The 17,703-nt window shown below is 63.9% G+C and carries 20 protein-coding genes and 1 riboswitch; of the genes, 11 read left to right on the top strand and 9 right to left on the bottom strand.

Annotated features, from left to right (window positions below):
* Positions 1-19 precede the first annotated feature (19 nt).
* Positions 20-1,231, bottom strand: a complete 1,212-nt coding sequence (gene moeB, locus ACF0H6_RS05600) for a molybdopterin-synthase adenylyltransferase MoeB (protein ID WP_395248780.1) — start codon at positions 1,229-1,231, stop codon at positions 20-22.
* Between the two features lie 86 nt (positions 1,232-1,317).
* Here moeB and ACF0H6_RS05605 point away from each other — a divergent pair, with 86 nt between their 5' ends.
* The 3 genes from ACF0H6_RS05605 to ACF0H6_RS05615 are packed head-to-tail and all read left to right on the top strand — an operon-like array spanning position 1,318 to position 2,588.
* Complete coding sequence (locus ACF0H6_RS05605) at positions 1,318-1,974, top strand: TetR/AcrR family transcriptional regulator (RefSeq protein WP_395248781.1); 657 nt, start codon at positions 1,318-1,320, stop codon at positions 1,972-1,974.
* Between the two features lie 50 nt (positions 1,975-2,024).
* Entirely contained in the window at positions 2,025-2,249 is a 225-nt protein-coding gene (locus ACF0H6_RS05610; protein WP_395248782.1) for a DUF3107 domain-containing protein, read from the top strand.
* Between the two features lie 36 nt (positions 2,250-2,285).
* Positions 2,286-2,588 (top strand): hypothetical protein, encoded by a 303-nt coding sequence (locus tag ACF0H6_RS05615; RefSeq protein WP_395248783.1) that lies wholly within the window; start codon positions 2,286-2,288, stop codon positions 2,586-2,588.
* Here the strand turns inward: ACF0H6_RS05615 and ACF0H6_RS05620 are convergent.
* From ACF0H6_RS05620 to thiO, 4 genes are all read right to left on the bottom strand, one after another.
* Positions 2,585-2,902, bottom strand: a complete 318-nt coding sequence (locus ACF0H6_RS05620; protein ID WP_395248784.1) for a 4a-hydroxytetrahydrobiopterin dehydratase — start codon at positions 2,900-2,902, stop codon at positions 2,585-2,587. The genes ACF0H6_RS05615 and ACF0H6_RS05620 overlap by 4 nt on opposite strands.
* 16 nt (positions 2,903-2,918) lie before the next feature.
* Positions 2,919-3,725 carry a thiazole synthase gene (locus ACF0H6_RS05625; protein ID WP_395248785.1) on the bottom strand — a complete coding sequence of 269 codons (807 nt, stop codon included), beginning with the start codon at positions 3,723-3,725 and terminating at the stop codon, positions 2,919-2,921.
* Between the two features lie 3 nt (positions 3,726-3,728).
* The gene (gene thiS, locus ACF0H6_RS05630; protein ID WP_395248786.1) at positions 3,729-3,965 is read right to left on the bottom strand and encodes a sulfur carrier protein ThiS; all 237 of its coding nucleotides are present in this window, start codon (positions 3,963-3,965) and stop codon (positions 3,729-3,731) included.
* The gene (thiO, locus tag ACF0H6_RS05635; RefSeq protein ID WP_395248787.1) at positions 3,962-5,278 is read right to left on the bottom strand and encodes a glycine oxidase ThiO; all 1,317 of its coding nucleotides are present in this window, start codon (positions 5,276-5,278) and stop codon (positions 3,962-3,964) included. The genes thiS and thiO overlap by 4 nt, the downstream gene beginning before the upstream one ends.
* A riboswitch (TPP riboswitch) is annotated at positions 5,270-5,389 on the bottom strand. (Overlaps the previous gene by 9 nt.)
* A gap of 26 nt (positions 5,390-5,415) precedes the next feature.
* Here thiO and thiE point away from each other — a divergent pair.
* The 4 genes from thiE to ACF0H6_RS05655 all read left to right on the top strand — a co-directional run bounded on the left by thiE (position 5,416) and on the right by ACF0H6_RS05655 (position 10,505).
* Entirely contained in the window at positions 5,416-6,105 is a 690-nt protein-coding gene (gene thiE / locus ACF0H6_RS05640; protein WP_395248788.1) for a thiamine phosphate synthase, read from the top strand.
* A 37-nt stretch (positions 6,106-6,142) separates the two neighbouring features.
* Positions 6,143-7,636, top strand: coding sequence for an RNB domain-containing ribonuclease (locus ACF0H6_RS05645; protein WP_395248789.1), 1,494 nt, complete (start codon positions 6,143-6,145; stop codon positions 7,634-7,636).
* Positions 7,637-7,926: 290 nt separating this feature from the next.
* Positions 7,927-9,633, top strand: a complete 1,707-nt coding sequence (locus ACF0H6_RS05650) for a DEAD/DEAH box helicase (protein WP_395248790.1) — start codon at positions 7,927-7,929, stop codon at positions 9,631-9,633.
* 8 nt (positions 9,634-9,641) lie between these two features.
* Positions 9,642-10,505, top strand: coding sequence for a DNA-methyltransferase (locus ACF0H6_RS05655; protein ID WP_395248791.1), 864 nt, complete (start codon positions 9,642-9,644; stop codon positions 10,503-10,505).
* Positions 10,506-10,545: 40 nt separating this feature from the next.
* On the opposite strand, the gene ACF0H6_RS05660 is transcribed toward ACF0H6_RS05655, so the two are convergent.
* A complete protein-coding gene (locus tag ACF0H6_RS05660; RefSeq protein ID WP_395248792.1) occupies positions 10,546-11,391 on the bottom strand; it encodes a PHP domain-containing protein in 846 nt (281 codons plus the stop codon).
* Positions 11,392-11,472: 81 nt separating this feature from the next.
* Between ACF0H6_RS05660 and ACF0H6_RS05665 the strand changes: the two genes are divergently transcribed.
* A complete protein-coding gene (locus ACF0H6_RS05665; RefSeq protein WP_395248793.1) occupies positions 11,473-13,056 on the top strand; it encodes an aminopeptidase P family protein in 1,584 nt (527 codons plus the stop codon).
* Between the two features lie 77 nt (positions 13,057-13,133).
* Here ACF0H6_RS05665 and ACF0H6_RS05670 read toward each other — a convergent pair whose 3' ends face one another.
* Genes ACF0H6_RS05670 through ACF0H6_RS05680 form a run of 3 tightly spaced genes read right to left on the bottom strand, consistent with a single transcriptional unit; the run spans position 13,134 to position 14,509 of the window.
* The gene (locus ACF0H6_RS05670) at positions 13,134-13,388 is read right to left on the bottom strand and encodes a Txe/YoeB family addiction module toxin (protein ID WP_395248794.1); all 255 of its coding nucleotides are present in this window, start codon (positions 13,386-13,388) and stop codon (positions 13,134-13,136) included.
* The gene (locus ACF0H6_RS05675; RefSeq protein WP_395248795.1) at positions 13,385-13,630 is read right to left on the bottom strand and encodes a type II toxin-antitoxin system Phd/YefM family antitoxin; all 246 of its coding nucleotides are present in this window, start codon (positions 13,628-13,630) and stop codon (positions 13,385-13,387) included. Before ACF0H6_RS05675 ends, ACF0H6_RS05670 begins: the two co-directional genes overlap by 4 nt.
* 60 nt (positions 13,631-13,690) lie before the next feature.
* Positions 13,691-14,509: a general stress protein gene (locus ACF0H6_RS05680; RefSeq protein WP_395248796.1), complete on the bottom strand. Its 819-nt coding sequence runs from the start codon at positions 14,507-14,509 to the stop codon at positions 13,691-13,693.
* 76 nt (positions 14,510-14,585) lie between these two features.
* Here ACF0H6_RS05680 and ACF0H6_RS05685 point away from each other — a divergent pair, with 76 nt between their 5' ends.
* The 3 genes from ACF0H6_RS05685 to ACF0H6_RS05695 are packed head-to-tail and all read left to right on the top strand — an operon-like array spanning position 14,586 to position 17,702.
* Positions 14,586-15,869: a magnesium transporter MgtE N-terminal domain-containing protein gene (locus ACF0H6_RS05685; protein WP_364532998.1), complete on the top strand. Its 1,284-nt coding sequence runs from the start codon at positions 14,586-14,588 to the stop codon at positions 15,867-15,869.
* A 49-nt stretch (positions 15,870-15,918) separates the two neighbouring features.
* On the top strand, positions 15,919-16,563 hold the full coding sequence (locus ACF0H6_RS05690) for a DUF1003 domain-containing protein (RefSeq protein ID WP_395249891.1): 645 nt from the start codon (positions 15,919-15,921) through the stop codon (positions 16,561-16,563).
* 11 nt (positions 16,564-16,574) lie between these two features.
* Positions 16,575-17,702 carry an Mrp/NBP35 family ATP-binding protein gene (locus ACF0H6_RS05695; RefSeq protein ID WP_395248797.1) on the top strand — a complete coding sequence of 376 codons (1,128 nt, stop codon included), beginning with the start codon at positions 16,575-16,577 and terminating at the stop codon, positions 17,700-17,702.
* Position 17,703: the final 1 nt, after the last annotated feature.

Here is a 17,703-nt window from a genome sequence, read left to right on the forward strand (position 1 = left end):
GTTCATCAGCACTATCTGCTCAGTAGACCGGTTTGCCCGGCTCGACGTCGCGCACCCACGCCAGGATCCCGCCGTCGAGATGGCTGACGCGCGTGTAGCCGGCACGCTGTGCTGCCGCGAGCACCGCTGCAGATCGGGTGCCGCCCTTGCAGTGGAAGACGATCTCTTTGTCCTGTGGCAGCTCCGCCCAGGCCTCCCCCGCCAGGATGCGTCCCTGCGGGATGAGCACCGAACCGTCGATGTTCACAATCTCGTGTTCGCCGGTCTCCCGCACGTCCACCAGTTCAAAGTCACGTTCCCCCGCCGCGCGGGCGTCGAGCATTCCGGAAAGTTCGGTGGCCGTGACGGTCGGAACCGAGTCGCCAGCGGGCGCCGGGGTGATGCCGCAGAAAGCCTCGTAATCCGTCAATTCGGTGATTGGCTCAGCCTCCGGATCTTTGGAGACCTTGATCTCGCGCCAGCTGCCGCCGAGCGCGTCAAAGAGCGCGACGCGCCCCAGCATGGAGCGCCCGACGCCGGTGATGAGCTTGACTGCCTCCGTCACCATGAGGGAGCCGACGGCGGCGCAGAGCATGCCGAACACGCCACCTTCGCCACACGACGGGACCGAACCGGCTGGAGGGGCCTCCGGGTACAGATCGCGGTAGCTGGGCCCGTGCTTCTCCCAGAACACACTGACTTGGCCGTCGAAACGGAAAATGGAACCCCACACGTATGGCTTGCCCAGAATGGCAGCAGCATCGTTCACCAGGTATCGGGTGGCGAAATTGTCCGCACCGTCCAGAATCAGGTCATAACCGGCGAAGATTTCCAAGGCGTTGGAAGAGTCGAGGCGCACGTTGTGCAGCTGGACATCGACCAACGGATTGAGTTCCTTGATGGCGTCACGCGCCGATTCGATCTTCGGCCGTCCGACATCGCTCACTCCGTGGATGATCTGGCGTTGCAGGTTGCTGAGGTCGACGTCGTCGTCGTCCACAATGCCGAGCGTCCCCACCCCGGCGGCGGCCAGGTACAGGAGGGCGGGGGAACCCAGTCCCCCGGCGCCGATCACCAGGACTTTCGCGTTCTTGAGGCGCCGCTGACCCACCGCTCCGATTTCGGGAATAATGAGGTGGCGCGAGTAGCGTTCCACCTCATCCGTGGTCAGTTCCGCAGCCGGTTCCACCAGAGGCGGCAGCGCAGAGGAAGGCGTGGACGGCAACGTTGGGGCAGCAAAAATAGTGGCCATACTCCAAAGTATGCCCGCCGCTGCCACCGGGTCATATTACTGCGCAGTATTGTGGTCATAACTGCATAAGGAAAGGCGGCAGACAAGTGGCTGAGAGCGCACGTATCAAACAGGAGACACAGGCCAGGCAAGACCGGACTGGTTCGCCACGCTCGGCCAGGCTGCCACGCGATGAGCGCCGGGCCCAACTCTTGAACGCCGCCTTGGAAGTATTCGTTGCCAACGGCTTCCATGGTGCGGCCATGGACGAAATCGCCGAGACTGCCCATGTCAGCAAGCCGGTGCTCTATCAACACTTCCCGTCCAAGCGGGACCTCTACATGGCGCTCCTGGACAGCCACCTGGCGACGCTCACTGACCAGATGCTCACGGCGCTGAATTCCACCTCGGACAACAAAGAACGCGTCCAGGCCGTCATGCGCGCCTACTATCGCTTCATCGCGGCTGACGATCAGGCGCATCGGCTCGTCTTCGAGTCTGATTTGATCAACGACCCGGATGTCAGCTCCCGCTTGGAGACTTTTAACCGCACTTTCGCCGACGCCGTCGCCAAAGTCATTGCGGAGGACACCAAACTGCCCCCGCTGGAGGCCCAGTTGCTGGGCCGCGGCCTGGCCGGGATGGCGCAGGTCAGCGCCCGGTATTGGCTCGAAACCGCCGGCGATTTGGACCTCGATGTCGCGAGCGATCTGATCTACCGTTTAGCTTGGCGCGGAATCAGTCGCTTCCCGAAAGAGTCCTAGGCTACAAATAGATGACTGAGTAAATCCTTGATTGGCTGGGAGGCCCTGCTGTGGAAGTAAAGATCGGCATTCAGAACGTTGGCCGTGAGATCGTGCTGGAGTCCGCTCTGGATGCCGAGGCTGTTGCCAAGATCGTGGGCGACGCCATCGCCAACGGCACGGACTTGCGCCTCACCGACGAAAAAGGCCGCCAGGTCATTATTCCCGGCAGCGTCCTGGGGTACGTGGAGATCGGCGCCGAAGAAGTACGCAGGGTCGGTTTCGGCGCCCTCTAAGCAACAAGCAAGAACACCAGCGAGCCAGGAGTCCGCATGCTCTCAATTGTCATCGTGGTACTAGCCACTGTCGCCTCAGGCTTCATTGTCTGGGGAAATGACAAACACCGTGGCACCTACGGAATCGCCCTGCCCGCCGGTGTTTCGGTGGCCGTCTCCATGCTGAGTTGGATGGTCTTCATCCAACTCGGCTTTGGCTATCTGCCCGGTTTGACGTGGATTCCGTGGGTCTTGCCCATCATTGCGGGTACCGTGGCGGCAGCGCTTGTGGTCAACTTCCTGGGCCGCAGCCGGACCCGGCACGACACCGCCAAGCTGACGGCAGCACTGCGCCTCTAGCGTGCGGGGTCGGCCACGGCCCCGACGTCCACGGCGGCCCGGCTGGCCGCGCCGGCGGCCCGGATGTCACGCTGGGTCACATCGCTCCCGGCGTCGTGGGAGGTGTACCGGATGAACACTCGGTTGTACCGCCAGTCCAGGTCCGGATGATGGTTCTGTTCCTCGGCAAGGCGCCCGACGGCGGCAATCAGCTCCAGCGCGGCCGCCGACGTCGGGCATTTGTAGACGGTAACGAGGGCACCGAGGCGGTACCGCCAGTCCGGTAGGTCTGCCAAGGCGTTACCAATCGCGGACCTGTTGAGAATTTCGTCCATAGGGCCCCCAGCTGTATTAGAGGAACTCGGCCCGGCCCTCCATGGCCGAGGACGCCAGCGCGTGTTCCCGGCGCGGGATACGGCCAGCCTGCTTCGCCAGCCTACCGGCGATGACAGCGTGTTTGAAGGCCTCACCCATCTGCACCGGGTTCTGGGCACGGGTCACCGCGGTAGCCAGGAGCACGGCGTCGCAGCCAAGCTCCATGGCCAGGGCGGCGTCGGACGCGGTGCCGATTCCGGCGTCGAGCACTACCGGAACAGAGGCGCGGGACACGATCAGTTCAATGTTGTGTGGATTCAGGATGCCCAGGCCGGTGCCGATAGGCGCGCCCAGAGGCATCACCGCCGCGGCTCCGAGATTCTCCAGACGAAGGGCCAGGACGGGGTCGTCGTTCGTGTAGGCGAAGACCTTGAAGCCGCGGTCCACCAGTTTCTCGGTGGCATCCACCAACTCCACGGCGTCAGGCAGCAGCGTCTGTTCGTCGGCGATGACTTCTAGCTTCACCCAGTCCGTCTCCAGGGCCTCCCGGGCAAGCTCGGCCGTCATGATGGCATCCTTGGCGGTAAAACAGCCGGCGGTGTTGGGCAGGACACGGATGCCGTGGTCCACGAGTAGCTGGAACAAAGAACCTGTTTCCGCGGGCGAGTACCTCCGCATGGCCACAGTGGTGAGTTCGGTGCCTGAAGCCAGCAGGGCTGCCCCCAGGCCGTCCAAGCTAGGCGCTCCACCGGTCCCCATGATGAGGCGCGAGCCGAACTCGACGCCGTCTATCACCAAGGTTTCGGTTCGGGTGCTTGCTGCTTGCGTGCTTGCTGCGGTCATGGTTCAGCCTCCCTGTACGGCGGTGACGATTTCGAGTTCGTCGCCTTCTGCGAGCGCGGTAGCGGCCCATTGGCTGCGCGGCACTACTTCGGAATTGCGTGCGACGGCGACGCCGATCTTGCGTCCGTCAGCCGCTTGGCCGCTGGCGTCAAGAGCGCGCCCAGTGATGTGGCTGACGAGGGTGGTGACAGAGGCTTCGTCGCTGAGCGTGTGGTCTTCGCCGTTCAACTTGATGTTCATTCGTGGTCCTTCGGAAGGGGATGTGAAGTCGCAGCCTGTGGGCCGCTGGTCGGGGCGCCCGCTGCCGAGAGCGGGCGCGAGAAGCGGTCGGGGCGGAATATACTCCAGCGCGGATCGGACGTGCCGTCCATGAGTCCGACGCAGATTTTCGCCGCTGCCGGAGTCAGAAGCACGCCGTGCCGGAAGAATCCGCTGGCCACGATGAGGCCTGAGACGGTCCCTTCGCTTCCTTTCACCCGACCCAGGAGCGGCGCGTTGTCCGGTGTGCCCGGACGGGCACGGGCAGTTGCTTCCAGGAGTTCCAGTTCAGCCACAGCCGGGACCAGTGCCTGGGCATCGCGAAGCAATTGGTAGACGCCGCCGGCCGACACCGGATGGGCAGATCCGCCCGACGCCGACAAGCCGTCCTCACGCTGCGTCGCGCCGATCACCACAGTTCCGTCGTCCCGGGGAACGATGTACACCGGGACTCCGCGCACCATCCCGCGGACGGTGGCTGTGACCAAGGGCTGAAGATGTTCAGGGACGCGCAGCCGCAGTATGTCGCCGTACACGGGGCGCAGCGGGAGGAAGAGGCCATCGGGCAGACCGTTCAAGCGGGCGGCATCCAGTCCGTTGGCAACCACTGTTTCCGTTGCGATCACGTTGGCGCCTGAGTCCAGCTCAACCCCGACAACGCGCCCGTCCTCCCACAGGAGGCCCGCCGCGGTGTCGTGGACCGCAAAGCCGTCCTCGGCCCCGGCAATCCAGCTCGAATCGCCGGGCTGGTGCCCTGCCAGAGCGTCGAGGATCGCGGAAGCAAGTCGGCGAGGATCCACTTGGTGATCGCCCGGGATGTCGAAGGCACAGGAAATCTGCGGGCTCAAGAGCGGCTCACGCTCCCGGGCCTCACGCAATGGCACAGATTCCACCACCAGGCCGTTGGCGAGCTGGACGTCCCGGAGGTCGGCGAGCGCCCGGCGGTCCGCAGCGTCCGCGCCGACGGCGAGGGTCGGCGTCGTACGGTAACCCGTGCTGGGTCCGGTACGTGAGCCGGTCACATTGCGTTGGAAGTCCGGCCAGAGTGCCGACGATTCGAGCATGAGCTCCAGGAGGTCCTCTTCCTGGTAGTGCAGTTCGCTCACAGGTGCCAACATGCCGGCGGCCGCGAAGGTGGCGCCGCTGGCCGGTGCAGGATCGATCAGCACAACGGAGCGGCCGGATCTGCGGGCTTCCCACGCGATGCCGAGGCCGATCACGCCGCCCCCGATCACCGCCACATCTGCGTGTAGAGGCGCGTTATCGGGTTCGCGATGAGTGTTTACTGCGTCCATGGAGTCCTTCCCTACGCCGGTACTAGCCGGATCAGGTCAAGCGGTCGGCGCTGAAGCCCTCTCAGCCGCGCGGCGATTGTGACTGCCGCCGCGGCTCCCGCGGTACCAGCCCAGTTTAGAGGAACTACTCTGTTTCCATGACCCAGCACCATGTCCACACCACCGCCCGCCTGTACCTCTGCACCGACGCCCGCAAGCAACAGGGTGATTTTGAGCAGTTTGTCGATGCCGCATTCGAGGGCGGCGTGGACATCATCCAGCTGCGGGACAAGACCATTGAAGCAGCCGAGGAGCTGGAGCTCCTGGAGGTCCTGCACTCGGTGGCGCACCGCCACGGACGGCTCTGGGCCGTCAACGACCGCGCGGACGTGGCGTCACTTTCCGGCGCTCCGGTATTCCACATCGGCCAGAAGGACCTTCCCCTGCGTTCAGCCCGGAAGCTGCTCCACGACCGCACCGTCATCGGTCTCTCCACCCACACGCCGGAGCAGATTGACGCTGCCATCGCCGCTTCCCCCGGCCGCAGCGGTTTGGACTACTTCTGCGTCGGGCCGGTGTGGGCAACGCCCACCAAGCCGGGGCGCTCCGCCGTCGGACTCGATCTGGTGAAGTACGCCGCGGACGCGGTGAAGAAGGCAGACGGAGAGACGGTTGGCGGTGTTGTTCTTCCTTGGTTTGCGATCGGCGGCGTCGATCTGAGCAACGTCGAGGACGTGGTGCGGGCCGGCGCAAGCCGCATCGTGGTGGTCCGGGCAATCACCGAGGCGGAGGATCCGACGGCGGCAGCACAGGCCCTTCTTGCCGCCCTCGACGCCGCGGCGGCCTAGCGAGACGCCGGGAGATTTTGGCGTTACCCTGACTTTCGTGTCACATCAGCGGATAGCCCCGAATGTCAGTGAAACGTCGAACACGCTCGCTGAAGCTCTCGCTGCGCTTCGAACGGAACTCGAGCTGCCCGCGGGTTATCCCACCGAGGCCTTGCGCGACGCCGAAGCGGCCGTTTCTGGCCACAGCCTGCCAGCGCAGGACCTCACAGACATCCCGTTCATCACGATCGACCCTGCTTCTTCCACCGATCTTGACCAGGCACTATTCATTGAACGCTCCGGGGATGGTTACAGGGTTCTTTACGCCATCTCGGATGTACCGTCCTTTGTAACCCCCGGAGGGGCGCTCGACGCCGAGACCCGCCACCGCGGGCAAACGTACTATGCCCCGGACGGCCGCATACCGCTTCACCCCGAGATCATCAGCGAGCACGCCGGAAGTCTCCTGGCAGGCCAGACCTGCGGCGCGTTCGTGTGGGACTTCGAACTCGATGCCGAAGCGGAGTTCCACACGGTCTCTGTTCGTCGGTCCAGCGTGCGCAGCCGCGCCAAACTCAACTACAAGGGCGTGCAGGCGGAGATCGATTCCGGTACCGCGGGTCCTGTCCTCCAGCTCCTCAAGGAAGTCGGGCTCAAACGGGTGGAGCTCGAACGCCGCCGCGGCGGAGCCAGCCTGAACATGCCTGAGCAGGAAATAGTCCAACTGCCCGACGGCGGCGGGTACAGGATCGTCGCAGCCCCTTCCCTGCCGGTGGAGGACTGGAACGCGCAAATATCGCTCATGACCGGGATGGCCGCGGCACAGCTGATGCTCGACGGCAAAGTGGGAATCCTGCGCACCATGCCTGCACCCGACGAGCGCTCCCTGCGCCATTTCAAGCGCCAAGCCGGTGCCCTCGGCAAGCCGTGGAACGACCGGATCAGCTACGGCGAGTACTTAAGGACGCTTGATGCCAAGGATCCGCGGCAACTGGCGATTCTCCATTCGGCGGGAATGCTGTTCCGGGGTGCCGGCTACACGCCTTTCGACGGCAAGGTACCGGACAGCGTGATGCAGTCAGCAATCGGCGCACCGTACGCCCACACCACAGCGCCGCTGCGCCGGTTGATCGATCGCTTCGTGCTGGTCATCTGCGAGGCCCTGAGCAACGGAGAAGAGATCCCTGGATGGGCACGGGACGCCTTGCCGAGCCTGCCGGAGATCATGGCATTCTCCGATCAGCTTGCCGGCAAAATGGAGCGCCTGGCCCTGGACACGGTGGAAGCAGCGCTTCTGGTGAACCACATCGGCGAGGAATTCGACGCCGTCGTGATCTCAGGATCGAAGCCGGCGAAGAACAACGGCAACGGCAACGGCAATAGCAACGGGAATGGGAACGGCTCCCACGGCCCTTACGGTACTGTCCAGATTGCCGAACCCGCAGTCACTGCCCGTTGCGACGGCGAAATGGAGTCCGGCACGAAGGTCCGCGTAAAACTGCTTGACGCAGACATCGCAACCCGCCAAATCACCTTCGAACTGCTCGCTTAGGCCACTTCGCAGACAGACCCGGTGTGGCGAAGCAGGGCTGATCGGGGGTTTAAGGGCCCCTAACGCTAGACTGTGTAAGTAGTAATGGATGCCCGGTCGTTGATTCAGTTAATTTTTTGACATCAACAAGCCCGCCCCTACGCGATCTTGAGATACACCAGCTGGTCCCCAGTGCCAGTATTTAGATAGCCCGCGATCGGCTTCCACTGGATTTGCTTGCGCGACCATTCGTGCTCCGGCCACCACCGTTGAGCACGCAGCGCAGCCCAAATGAATAAGGAAACTCCACTGTGAGTGAATTGCACACCCATGAAGTTCTGACTGACGGTACCGAAACGATCGAACCCGAGGAAACCATTTCCTCGGACGAAACACCCCATGAGATCGCGGAAAAGTCCTTCGCCGACTACAACGTCCGTGCCGACATTGTTGAATCGCTCGCCGACGCCGGTATCACCCACCCCTTCCCCATCCAGGCCATGACCCTCCCGGTCGCCCTGGGTGGACACGACATCATCGGCCAGGCCAAGACGGGTACCGGAAAGACCCTTGGCTTCGGCATCCCCGCCCTGCAGCGCGTCGTCGGACCGGGCGATGCCGGCCACGACAAGCTCGCTGTCCCGGGTGCACCCCAGGCCCTCGTGATCGTTCCGACCCGCGAACTCGCCGTCCAGGTGGCCAACGACCTGCAGACGGCATCCCGGAAGCGCAACGCGCGCATCGCCACGATCTACGGCGGCCGTGCCTACGAGCCCCAGATCGACGCCCTGCAGAAGGGCGTCGAGGTGGTTGTCGGTACGCCGGGCCGCCTGATCGACCTTTACAAGCAGAAGCACCTGAACCTCAAGAACGTCAAGATGGTCATTCTTGACGAAGCAGACGAGATGCTGGACCTCGGCTTCCTCCCGGATGTCGAGACCCTGATCGCCGGCACTCCCGCCGTCCGCCAGACCTTGCTCTTCTCGGCCACCATGCCCGGCCCCGTCATCGCCATGGCGCGCCGCTACATGACGCAGCCCACCCACATCCGTGCCGCGGACCCCGATGATGAAGGTCTGACCAAGCGAGACATCCGCCAGCTGATTTACCGTGCCCACAGCATGGACAAGGCGGAGGTTGTGGCCCGCATCCTGCAGTCGCGCGGCCGCGGCCGGACCATCATCTTCACCAAGACCAAGCGCACCGCCGCCAAGGTAGCCGAGGAACTGGTGGATCGTGGCTTCGCTGCCGCAGCCATCCACGGCGATCTCGGCCAGGGTGCCCGCGAGCAGGCACTTCGCGCCTTCCGCAACAACAAGGTTGATGTCCTCGTGGCCACCGACGTCGCCGCTCGCGGCATCGACGTCGACGACGTCACGCACGTTATCAACTACCAGTGCGTCGAAGACGAAAAGATCTACCTGCACCGCGTTGGCCGCACGGGCCGTGCCGGCAACAAGGGCACCGCGGTCACCTTCGTCGATTGGGACGATGTCCCCCGCTGGGCGTTGATCAACAAGGCATTGGGCTTGAACTATCCCGAGCCTGTGGAGACGTATTCGTCTTCCCCGCACCTGTTCGCTGACTTGGATATCCCGGAAGGCACCAAGGGCCGCCTGCCCCGCAACCAGCGCACCCTTGCGGGCGTTGACGCCGAGGTCCTCGAGGACCTGGGCGAGACCGGAAAGAAGAACTCCCGCTCCGGTGGTGCCGGGCGCGGTCGCAGCGAAGGCGGTCGCGACGGTGGGCGTGAAGGCGGACGTGACGGTGGGCGCCGCGCCGCCAAGTCCGGTGATGCTCCCGCTCGCGAAAGCAGCGACGAGGGCGGACGCAACCGCACGCGCCGCCGTCGTACTTCCGAGGGCGAAGCAGCCCCTGAAGGCACAGCCCAGACAACCGAGTCCGCATCCGGCGAGGGCGCGGACAAGCCTGCCCGGGCACGCCGTTCCCGCACCCGCCGCCGCAACGGCGAAGTGGTGCCCGCTGCCGGCGCATCCGCCGAAAGCACCGAGGCTTAACCGCTTCAATGAGTGACACTGTTTGGGCGCCGGACGGCAGCAATTTAGTGGTGCACGCGGACAACGCGGACTTCCTCCCCACGCTGCCGGACGGCGCCTTCACTCTGATCTATGTGGACCCGCCCTTCAACACGGGCCGGGTCCAACGTCGCCAGGAAACGCGCATGGTCCGCAACGCCGACGGCGACGGTGATCGCGTCGGCTTCAAGGGCCGCTCCTATGACACCATCAAGGGCGCCCTGCATAGCTATGACGACGCCTTCAGCGACTACTGGTCCTTCCTGGAACCGCGGCTCCTGGAGGCGTGGCGCCTGCTGGCCGACGACGGCACGTTGTACCTGCATTTGGACTATCGCGAGGTCCACTATGCCAAGGTCATGCTCGACTCGATCTTCGGCCGGGAATGCTTCCTGAACGAGATCATCTGGGCCTACGATTACGGCGCCCGCGCCAAGAACCGCTGGCCCACCAAGCACGACAACATCCTCGTGTACGTCAAGAACCCCGCCAAGTACCACTTCAACAATGCCGAGGTGGACCGGGAGCCGTACATGGCACCGGGCCTCGTGACGCCGGCCAAACGGGAACTGGGAAAGCTCCCCACGGATGTTTGGTGGCACACCATCGTTTCGCCCACCGGCAAGGAAAAGACCGGCTACCCCACCCAGAAGCCGGAAGGCCTGATCCGGCGCATCGTCACGGCGTCAAGCCGCCCGGGAGACTGGTGCCTGGACTTCTTTGCAGGCTCCGGCACGCTTGGCTCGGTCGCGGCTAAGCTGGAGCGCAGGTTCGTATGCGTGGACCAGAACGCCCCGGCCATCGAAGTGATGCGTAAACGCCTGGATGGCAGGGCAGTTTTCCACCCCAGCTGACGCTTCCACCCCAACTGACGCTTCCACCCCAACTGGGAGGTTAGCGGACCACTGAACTTCCAGTGCCCAGCTCCTCGATGCGGGCCAGGGCCTCCGGTGAAGTCAGGTTCTCCCCGAGCAGATTGGGCTTGCCGGCCCCGTGATAGTCGGAGGAACCCGTCATGAAGAGCCCATGCTCAGCTGCCAGGCGGCGTAGGTACTCACGGCCTTCCTCGGGGTTGTCGCGGTGCTCGACTTCCAAGCCGAGGAGGCCCGCGTCGATCATTTCGCGGTAGGTCCGCTCCCCGACCACCCGACCCCGGGCCGAGGCGACCGGATGCGCGAAGACGGGAACGCCACCAGCCGCCCGGACGAGTTCGACGGCGAGCGCCGGGTCGGGTGCATAGTGCTGCACAAAGTAGCGCGAGTGCGAGGTCAGGATCGCCGTGAAGGCCTCGGACCGGTCCGCGACCGCCCCTGCTGCCACAAGCGCGTCGGCAATGTGTGGCCGGCCCACGGTCGCACCAGGAGCAACATGGTGGATCACGTCGTCCCAGCTCAAGGGGTAATCCTCTGACAGGAGCGTGACCATGCGCTTCGCCCGCGTGAGCCTGGCGTCCTTCGCCTTGGTGATTTCCTCAAGCAGACCGGGGTGCGCAGGGTCGTGAAGATAGCTCAACAGGTGGACACTGATTCCTTCCCGGGTGCGGCAGGAAATCTCCATCCCCGGCACGAAAGCCACCCCGAGTTCAACAGCGGCAGCGGACGCCGGAGCCCAACCATCCGTGGAATCGTGGTCGGTCAAGGCCACCACATCCAGACCCGCAGCAGACGCGGAAGCAATCACTCCCGCGGGAGGCTCGGTCCCGTCGGAAACGTTGGAATGCGCATGCAGGTCGATCTTCACTTTCCAAGCCTATTTGATCAAGGACAACTTGGGCCGTTTCGAGGTTGGCCTAGTGTCTGCCTTTGATGGGACGATGGGACGGTGAATGATGCAGATAACACCCAAATCGGTGAAACCACAGCCTCCCAGCCCCTGGAGGAGCGCGTCAACAACCGCTCCCAGCGGCCCACATCCGATGCCTTCAAGGCGTTCATGGCCAGTAGTTGGGCGCCCGCGCCGCAGGTGACCCCTGCGCGCGACGCCGTCGCTGACCACGCCGCGGCGCGTCGTCGGGCCATCTCTGACAAGTTCGCCGGGGTACGCCTCGTCCTGCCTGCCGGTCCACTCAAGGTCCGCTCGAACGATTGCGATTACCGCTTCCGCCCCCATTCCGGCTTTGCCCACCTCACCGGCTTGGGCCTGGACCACGAGCCCGATGCCGTGCTGGTCCTGGAACCTGTCGAGGAAGGAACCGGCGACGACGGCGGCAACCACCTTGCGACCCTCTACTTCCGTCCGCTCGCCGGCAGAGATACAGAACAGTTCTATGCAGACGCCCGCTCCGGAGAGTTCTGGATCGGAGCCCGGCCCACGCTCGCCGAATTCGAGGCACGCCTCGGCATCAAGACCGCACACATCGACGAGCTTGAAATCGCCATCACCAAGAATGTCGGTGCGCCGGAAATCGGCGGCATCGCCATCCGCTTGGTCCGCAAGGTTGACGAGAACATTGACGCCCTCGTAGACACCGCACGGTACAACACGGCAAAGGATCCGGAAAACCTGGACCTCGGTGAACTCGATGCCCTGGATGAGTTGCTCAGCGAGGCACTCTCCGAGCTGCGCCTGCTCAAGGACCACTGGGAGATCGAGCAGATGCAGATCGCCGTGGCCGCAACGGTGGAAGGTTTCGCCGACGTCGTCCGTGCCCTCCCGCGCGCCATGACCCACCACCGCGGCGAGCGCGTCATCGAGGGCGCCTTCTTCGCCCGCGCCCGTGAAGAAGGCAATGAACTCGGCTACGACACCATCGCGGCCGCCGGAAGCAACGCCACGGTGCTGCACTGGACCCGGAACACGGGCAAGGTCAACGCCGGTGAACTCCTGCTGCTCGACGCCGGGGTGGAGGCAGACTCGCTCTACACCGCCGACGTCACGCGGACCATCCCGGCGAATGGAAAGTTCTCGGACATCCAGCGCAAGGTCTATGAGGCCGTGCTCGATGCCGCCGACGCCGGTTTCGCCGCAGCCCGGCCGGGCGTGAAGTTCCGCGACATCCACACCGCCGCCACCACGGTGCTCGCAGAGCGCCTCGCCGAGTGGGGTTTGCTTCCAGTCTCCGTGGAGGAAGCCATCAGCGCTGAAGGCCAGCAGCACCGCCGCTGGATGCCCCACGGCACCAGCCACCACCTCGGCCTTGACGTCCACGACTGTGCGCAGGCCAAGCGCGATCTCTACTTGGACGGAGTGCTCACCGAGGGCATGGTATTCACCATAGAGCCCGGGCTTTACTTCAAGAACGAGGACCTCGCCATTCCTGAGGAATACCGTGGAATCGGCGTCCGGATCGAGGACGACATCCTCATGACCGCCGACGGTCCGGTCAATCTCAGCGCGGCACTCCCACGCAAGGCCGACGACGTCGAATCCTGGATGGCAGGCATCTACCAAGACGCAGAGGCCTAAAAGAGCCAGCCAAACGCAAAGAGGCGGGCTACCGGATATTGATCCGGTAGCCCGCCTCTTTTGTTTTGGGGACAAGCCTAGTAGTGATGACGGGCCGCGATGATGACGAGCTGCTCCGGTTCGACCGCGTAGACAAGTCTGTGCTCTTCGGTGATTCGTCGGGACCAGTACCCAGCAAGCTGATGTTTGAGTGCTTCGGGCTTGCCAATGCCTTCGAAAGGGTCACGTTGGCAATCTTTGATCAGCGAATTGATGCGTTTCGTCATCGCTTTATCCGTACCGAGCCAGTAGACATAGTCATCCCAGGCCTTGTCGGTATAGAGAATATTCATTCAGCCAATTCTCGCCGAACTGCTGTGCCGGCGCGGTGCTGCGCAATGCTATCGAGCAAGTGTGCCGCGTTCGCGGGTGTTCGCAACAGGTAGGCCGTTTCTTCCAGGGCCTCATAATCCGCCAAAGACATCAGAACAGCGCTGCCCTTCTTGGACACGATTTCAATGGCTGTGTGATCGGCATTGACCTGCTCAATAAGCGGGAACAGCTCCGCTCTGGCTTTTGATGCGGTGATTGCCATGGCTTAACTCCTCGCTTCATAGTGGTACCAAATATTGTACCGCCTCAGGGCGTGCAATAACTACTGCTTGGCAGCATCCCCGCCGTCAGCGGCCGGTTTGCCGTTTCCGGCGTCGTCCACCCGCACGCCGTACTGCGGCCGGCCGTCCGGAAGATCCGGGTAACGCACACCGGGGGTGGGCCGCGCGGCTTCGGCTGGAGCATCTGCACTCGGCTGGACGGCGGGCTCGCCGCCGGGCCGTGCTTCGGGTCCGCGCTGGCCATACGGGTCTTGCCAGGAACCGGGCCGTTCCGGAGCCGGCGCCTGCGGCGCACCCGGCTGGACGGGCGGGTTCCGGTGGTCCTGCGGAGTGAATGCCTGGGGCGGCCGGCCGAATGCCGCCTCGGAGGGATTCATGGGCAACTGGTGCAGAAGACGGCGGGCTTCCTGCGATACCTCCAGCGCAACAATGACGTCATAGTTCGTCGCCACTACCTGGCTGGTGGAGGTGAAGTCGCGTTTCCCGCGCTGCGCAGCGTAGGTGACGATCCCGAAGAGCATGAAGAATGCCGCGCCCATGAGAACCGAGGTCACAATCGAGAACGGACCGCCCGCTGGGGTGAAGAACGAAAGCATGACCCCGACGAACAGACCGAACCACATGCCGCTCAAGGCACCTGACAAAGCGACCCGGGGGTAACTGAGCCGTCCCGTCACCCGCTCCACCATTTTGAGGTCGTTTCCGACAATGGAGACATGCTGGACCGGGAACTGCTGGTCGGCAAGATAATCCACCGCCTTCTGGGCATCGAGATAGGAAGTGTAAGAGCCCACGGTATCGCCTTTGGGGACGCTGCGGGATTCCTCCGTGGCCTTGGGGGCACCGAAAATGTTCGCCATATCCCCATTCTGTCCCATACACATGTGAACCGGCTGAAATTCAGCTAAAAGAGAGCAGACTCGGTAGCCTGTAAGGGTGAGCACAAATCCTTCACGCATCTTTGTTGCGCGCTTGCTCGGCCTCGACGTTTTCGACCCCCTTGGCGACCGCCTGGGCCGGCTGCGCGACGTCGTGGTGCTCTCGCGCGGCTTGCGCGGGGCCCCGCATGCCGTGGGTATCGTCGTCGAAGTTCCGGGTAAGAAGCGCGTCTTCGTTCCCATGACAAGGCTGACTTCCATGGACCAGAGCCAGATCATCTGCACCGGCCTGGTCAATCTGCGGCGCTTCCAGCAACGCGGTGCCGAACAGCTGGTGGTCGGCGAGCTCTTTGACCGCAAGGTGACCCTCAAGGACGGCAGCGGCGACGCCATCATCGAAGACATCGCAATGGACCAGCAGCGCAATGGTGACTGGCTCGTCTCCAAGCTTTTCGTTCGACGCGGCACGTCCACCTCCAGGCTTCGGGGGCTGCGCCGCGGTCACACCCTGCTGGTGGACTGGGCGGACACACTGCAGGGCTCCGAGAACGATCCCCAGGGCGCAAGCCACTTCGTTGCCACGCACGAAGACCTCAAGCCGGCCGACTTTGCGGACGCACTCCAGGAGATGTCGGACAAGCGACGGATCGAAGTGGCCAGCGAGCTGCAGGACGAACGGCTCGCCGACGTGCTCCAGGAATTGCCGGAAGAAGACCAGGTCACACTGTTGTCCGCTTTGGACAACGAACGCGCAGCCGATGTCCTGGAAGAAATGGACCCTGACGACGCCGCAGACCTGTTGGCCGACTTGCCTTCCGCGAAGGCCGAGGAACTGCTGCTCCTAATGGAGCCAGACGAAGCTGACGACGTCCGCAGGCTCCTGCAGTATGACGAAGACACTGCCGGCGGACTGATGACTCCGGTCCCCGTCATTCTTCCTCCGGAAGCTACGGTGGCCGAAGCGCTGGCCCACGTGCGAAGCGAGGAACTCTCCCCCGCCCTGGCCTCGGCCATCTTCATCTGCCGGCCGCCGTTGGAGACCCCTACGGGACGTTTCCTCGGCGTGGTCCATATCCAGCAATTGCTCCGCAGCGCCCCGCCGGAACAGCTGGGGAGCATCGTGGATAAGAACCTGGAGCCGGTTTCCGATCACGCCAGCGTGAGCGAGGTAAGCCACACCATGGCCTCGTACAACCTCAATTCCCTCCCGGTGGTCAACAGCGCCGGCCGCCTCGTAGGGGCGGTGACTGTTGATGACCTCCTGGACCATTTACTCCCGGACGACTGGCGAACCCACGAAGACGGAGCCCCGATCAGGAAACTAGGAGGCCGAATTGGCTGAGAAGCCCACCAGCGGAGGACTGGACACCCCGCTCGAGCTGCGCTCCCGCATGCTGCCGAATTTCGGTAGCGATCCCGATGCCTTCGGCCGATTTGCCGAGCGCTTCGCCCGCTACATGGGTACGGCCAATTTCCTGTTCTACATGACGATCTTCGTGATCGTCTGGATCGCGTTCAACGTCATTGGCTTGTTCGGCTTTCAATGGGATCCCTACCCGTTCATCCTCCTCAATCTTTTCTTCTCCACGCAAGCTTCCTACGCCGCACCCCTGATCCTGTTGGCCCAGAACCGCCAGGACGACAGGGACCGGGTGACCATCGAGCAGGACCGCGCCCGTGACGAGCGCAATCTGGCTGACACCGAATACCTGACCCGTGAGGTCGCGGCTCTCCGCATCGCCTTGCGCGAGGTCGCTACCAGGGACTACGTGCGTGCCGAACTCCGTTCGCTGCTGTCAGATCTGCTCGAAGCGCAGGAAGAGTTGGGTCCGAACAAGTCCGGCGGCTCCAACAACGGCGAGAAAGCCAAGGACAAAATCAAGGACAAGCGCAACAAACAGCGCAATCCCCCCACGCAGCAGATTCCCAAGGTCCATCCGGCACATTCCAACGCGGAGCAACCTGCCCCCGACCTCTCGGCCGTCGGCACTTCGCCGGCGCGCCACTCAAATCCCCCCGCCCAGCCTGAAAGCTGAACATCCACCCCATGAGCACACCATCCGTCGAGGCCCTGAACGCTGCCTTGGCAACCGTCATCGATCCCGAACTCCGCCGTCCGATCACCGAGTTGGGGATGCTGGATTCGGTCGAGGCCAGTACGGACGGAACCGTCCGTGTTGCGGTGCTGCTGACCATCGCCGGCTGCCCCCTGCGCGAGACGATCACGGCCGACGCTACAGCTGCCCTGACGAGGGTTCCGGGCGTGACGGGCGTCGAAGTCGAGCTCAAGGTCATGACAAAAGCGCAACGCGACGCACTCAAGGAACAGTTGCGAGGCGCAGGTGCGCAACGCGGAATCCCGTTCAATGAGCCGGGCTCCCTGACGAAGGTCTTCGCTGTGGCCAGCGGCAAAGGCGGAGTCGGCAAGTCCTCGGTGACAGTCAACCTTGCCTGCGTGCTCGCGGCGCAAGGGCTGCGGGTCGGAATCGTGGACGCCGACGTCCATGGTTTCTCGGTCCCGGCGCTCCTGGGAATCACCCAGGCGCCCACGCAGGTGGACGACATGATCCTGCCGCCGGTGGCGTACGGCATCAAGGTGATCTCCGTCGGCATGTTCGTTTCAGGGAACCAAGCGGTGGCCTGGCGGGGGCCCATGTTGCACCGTGCCCTGGAGCAATTCCTCACGGATGTCTATTTCGGCGATCTGGATGCCTTGTTCCTGGATCTTCCGCCTGGCACCGGCGACATCGCCATTTCAGTGGCGCAGTTGCTTCCGAACGCCGAAATCCTCGTGGTGACCACCCCGCAGGCCGCAGCAGCGGATGTTGCCGAGAGGGCCGGAACGATCGCAACGCAGACGGGCCAGAAGCTTGCCGGCGTCGTGGAGAACATGTCCTTCCTGGAGATGCCCGACGGCGGCAGGATGGAATTGTTCGGAAGCGGCGGCGGGCGGGTGCTGGCTGAGCGGCTGAGCGCCGCCGTTGGGACCGACGTTCCGTTGTTGGGGCAGATCCCCCTGGACATCCGTCTGCGCGAAGGCGGGGACGCGGGCCGCCCTGTGGTGCTGGCCGCTCCGGAAACTGCCGCCGCGCAGGCACTTCACGGCATCGCGGTAAAGCTCAACGCCAGGCCGCGCGGCCTGGCCGGAATGCCGCTGGGGATCCAGCCGAAATAGC

Source organism: Arthrobacter sp. NA-172 (assembly GCF_043952055.1).
Taxonomy (GTDB): domain Bacteria; phylum Actinomycetota; class Actinomycetes; order Actinomycetales; family Micrococcaceae; genus Arthrobacter.